Origin of the sequence: uncultured Gimesia sp., from assembly GCF_937919775.1 — a bacterium.
In the GTDB taxonomy this organism is placed as follows: domain Bacteria; phylum Planctomycetota; class Planctomycetia; order Planctomycetales; family Planctomycetaceae; genus Gimesia.
On sequence record NZ_CALFPF010000193.1, the window covers coordinates 1 to 3,681 of the forward strand.

Here is a 3,681-nt window from a genome sequence, read left to right on the forward strand (position 1 = left end):
TTTCATATTACTAATTTGTTTAAGTAGCCTGACCGGGTGTGTCATCCTGCGGACCTCCGTTACCAATCCCAATCCGAGGTTGAAAACCGTTGCACTCGTGCCATTTTTCAATCTCAGCCAGGAACCAGACGTGGATGGGCGTAGATTTGCACTCGCGTATTATGCCGAGCTGCAAAAAGTGCCCGGATTTCAGGTACTGCCTCTGGGTGTCGCCGAAGTAGCGATGGTGGAACATCAGTTGCAAATGAATAACGCTGATGATGTTCTCAAATTGGCCAAAATCCTGAATGTGGACGCGGTTGTGATCGGCGCGATCACGGACTATTCGCCCTATTATCCCCCCCGTATTGGGATGCAGGTTTCGTGGTATTCGCCTCATGCCCAGGAATTTATTCCTGGAGTCCCTTTAATGGTTGAAGAACGCCATGCGAAAAAATCATTCTTGAATGAGTTGTTTAAATCAGATCGTCTGGCAGCGAAAGAAGTCAGACACGAAGAGCACCAGATTAATCGGGAAGTGAAACACGCTTCACACCTGGAACGAAAAACAACCAGACAGGAAAACAAATTGAATCGGGGAATACTGGAGCAAGTTTCTCCCGACGACTGCCAACCGGAAAATCCTGCACCCGCGCTTGCACCAGCAGCAAAAACAATTATTCGTGGGCAATCGTCAGAAACACTCGATTCATGGCCTTATCCCAGAAACCAGACAGGAATTATTCAGACCTACGCACAAGCCAATCGAGGAACACAAACGCCAAATCAAGCTGCTCAAAACCCGATGCTGGAAACTCCTCAGCCTGACATGAAATCTGACCAGCAGGCGGTAACTGCCCCCAAACCGTCGATGTCTACCGCGGTAGAAACAAACCAGAGTATTCCTTCGCATGTGAATCAATTCCAGGAATACTGTCCACCTGTCGGTTCGTTAGACGGGGGCGCTTATGATCCTCGCCAGCCATTTATGTCTTATACCCGCCTCTTTGATGGATCGGATGCGGCTCTGGTAGCTCATTTACGGGATTATCTGGAAGTCAGCGGAGATCGTCGCAGTGGTGGCTGGGAAGCATACCTGCATCGCAGTGAGGACTTTATACGGTTTACATCACATTTAATGATTTTAGAGATGCTAACGCTGCACGGCGGACAAGCTAAGCATCAGATGATCTTCAAAGTAAGAAAATACCGATAATCCCCATGCTCAACAGCCGATATTTATTATTGCGGTTACATGAGCGCTCCCAACCAATTCAGTCTCTGATTCCAGTGCTCTGACAAATATAAAGGACTGCTACAGTGAAACAACAAATGAATGTCGTTGCTTTAGTAAAAGATACAGAACGCTATGTGTTTCTGTATGACGATGCCAGTTCTTCGCAGATGTTACAGACATTAGGACAATATGCGGCTGACAATGAATTAAGCTTTACCTGGTATGATGCAGCCGTCATGAGCCAGAAGGTCAGGAAATTAAGACGGGAAGCAGAGCTGGAAGCACAATCCAGGCGTATTCGAAAAACAGCCTGAAATTGTCACCTCTGTTTTTCCTTGCAACGGTATCTCTTACTGCTCATTCAGACAAGATACTCAAAACTGATTCTGAAGTCTTATGATCTCTTCGCAACCTATCAGATCTGTTGAACTGCATGACGCGATCGACAGCTTTCTGCGATATCTGCAAATTGAACGCAATTCATCCGAATTGACTCTCAAATCCTATGCGGAAGATCTGGAAAGTCTCGTCGAATATCTGACCGACTATGAAGGGACACTCTTACCGCCGGACCGCATCGGAATCAGTGAACTACGTCGTTATGTCGCTTATTTGCATGAATGTCAATACGAGCGCACAACCATCGCCAGACGTTTAGCCTGCCTGAGAAGTTTTTTCCGCTATTGCTGCAGGGAAGGGTATACAAAAACAAATCCGGCCAAGCCGCTTCGCACACCACGGACTGGCAGAAAATTACCACATTTTTTAACGACGGATCAAATTGGTACTTTGCTGGAAGCACCTCCGGCCAACAACAAAATGGGCCTCAGGGATCGTGCCATTCTTGAGACACTTTATTCCGCAGGACTGCGTGTTTCCGAATTGGTCGCGCTGAATCTCAGTAACTGGGACCAGGATACGAATATTATCCGTGTCCTCGGAAAAGGTAGAAAAGAACGCATTGCACCGATCGGCAGCTATGCCGAGAAAGCATTGAAACAATGGTTAGCGGAACGGGAAGCCAAACCCAAGGCACACCCCGACTCTGACGCCATCTTTCTTAACCGGCTTAAAACACGACTCACCACACGGAGTGTGGGTCGCATGCTGGAAAAATATCTGCTCCAGACCGGACTCGATAAAAAAACGAGCCCGCATACCTTGAGGCATAGTTTCGCCACACATCTGCTGGATGGCGGGGCAGATCTACGTAGCGTACAGGAACTGCTGGGGCATAAAAGCTTGACGACCACGCAAATTTATACGCACGTGAGTACAAAGCGTTTACGAGAAACCTACGAAAAAGCCCACCCCCACGCACAACGCTCAAAATAGAAGTTCAATCGCGCAGCTTTACAATCAGGGCACGACAGAATTCCCGGGTAACTCAGAAATCAAACGGGAAAGTTCAGTCTCGCTTTCTGTCCGTCACATACTCGAGAGGCATTCCCGATTTCAAACTTTCACGCGAAAGTCGCACGAGTTGAATTGCCTGACAGACATCCTGGATATTCGCAACGGGAATGATGCCCCCGACCGCCCGACGGCAAAAATGGTCCAACATCACTTCCAGCTCCTGACGATCGCTTTTCAGGGATTCTGTCATCGACGTTGATCCATTTTCCCAATGGATCTCATCAGGAGAATGAAACTCAGCCAATCCATTCCGGCAGACCATCTGGTGTCGGGGGAAAAGTGGCTCGGCTTCTCTGTGCTCATTTTTAATTTTGATCAGAGCAAAGCGTTTTGCAGCAGTGACGGGATCGGGTAAATAATCGATTCTGATTTGACGATAATCTTCCGATTCGTCGCTTGAGTCCGAATGAAAAGTTGTCTGAACCCTGACAGGCTTGGTCCGCATGACATAACAACACCAGTCAATCAGTCCGACCAGAAAATCGGTCTCGTTCTTCTGTCCGGGAACTTCGACTTGCTGGTCTTCGGCAGGACAACAGGTCTCGATTTGAATCGAAATCGGGTTCCCCAGACGCGTTACTACCAATTCAAAGAAACGGGTTGTCGCCTGACAATAGCGCCGACTGAATTCAGGCATCAAAGTCACTAACTGCTCAGTTGCCCGGTCATGAATCAATTCCAGTAATTCCAGGTCTTCGCCCAGGCTACCGGCAATGTAAACGGGGCGATGCTGCTGGCTGAGTATCTTGAGTGGATAATGATTCATCCAGTCGGAATGCAATAATAGAAACGCGTCCAGAGGATAACGCGATACCAGACAACCAATCCCTGAGGCAACAGCCGCATTCCAGTGAGCACCAACCTGTTCCGCGCGACTGCGAACCGGATCATAGACTGCTTTGATCTGGATCCGCTGATCCATCATCCGCAGTACAGGTTCATAACGCTGTTCCCAATATGGGCCGAGCCCTATTATTCCAATTCTGACCATTTGGGGAACATTACTGAATTCGGGTATATGATAGAAGCGGGTGATAATCCATGAGAAA

4 protein-coding genes are annotated in these 3,681 nt (G+C 48.1%); 3 read left to right on the forward strand and 1 reads right to left on the reverse strand.

Going from position 1 to position 3,681, the window contains the following annotated elements; genetic code table 11:
- Positions 1-130 precede the first annotated feature (130 nt).
- From Q0294_RS05150 to xerC, 3 genes are all read left to right on the forward strand, one after another.
- Complete coding sequence (locus tag Q0294_RS05150; protein WP_299461598.1) at positions 131-1,195, forward strand: hypothetical protein; 1,065 nt, start codon at positions 131-133, stop codon at positions 1,193-1,195.
- A 104-nt stretch (positions 1,196-1,299) separates the two neighbouring features.
- Positions 1,300-1,530 carry a hypothetical protein gene (locus Q0294_RS05155; protein WP_299461600.1) on the forward strand — a complete coding sequence of 77 codons (231 nt, stop codon included), beginning with the start codon at positions 1,300-1,302 and terminating at the stop codon, positions 1,528-1,530.
- A gap of 115 nt (positions 1,531-1,645) precedes the next feature.
- A complete protein-coding gene (xerC, locus tag Q0294_RS05160; RefSeq protein ID WP_366917906.1) occupies positions 1,646-2,551 on the forward strand; it encodes a tyrosine recombinase XerC in 906 nt (301 codons plus the stop codon).
- A 73-nt stretch (positions 2,552-2,624) separates the two neighbouring features.
- On the opposite strand, the gene Q0294_RS05165 is transcribed toward xerC, so the two are convergent.
- A partial coding sequence (locus tag Q0294_RS05165) for a hypothetical protein (protein WP_299461604.1) occupies positions 2,625-3,681 on the reverse strand: 1,057 nt, incomplete at its 5' end.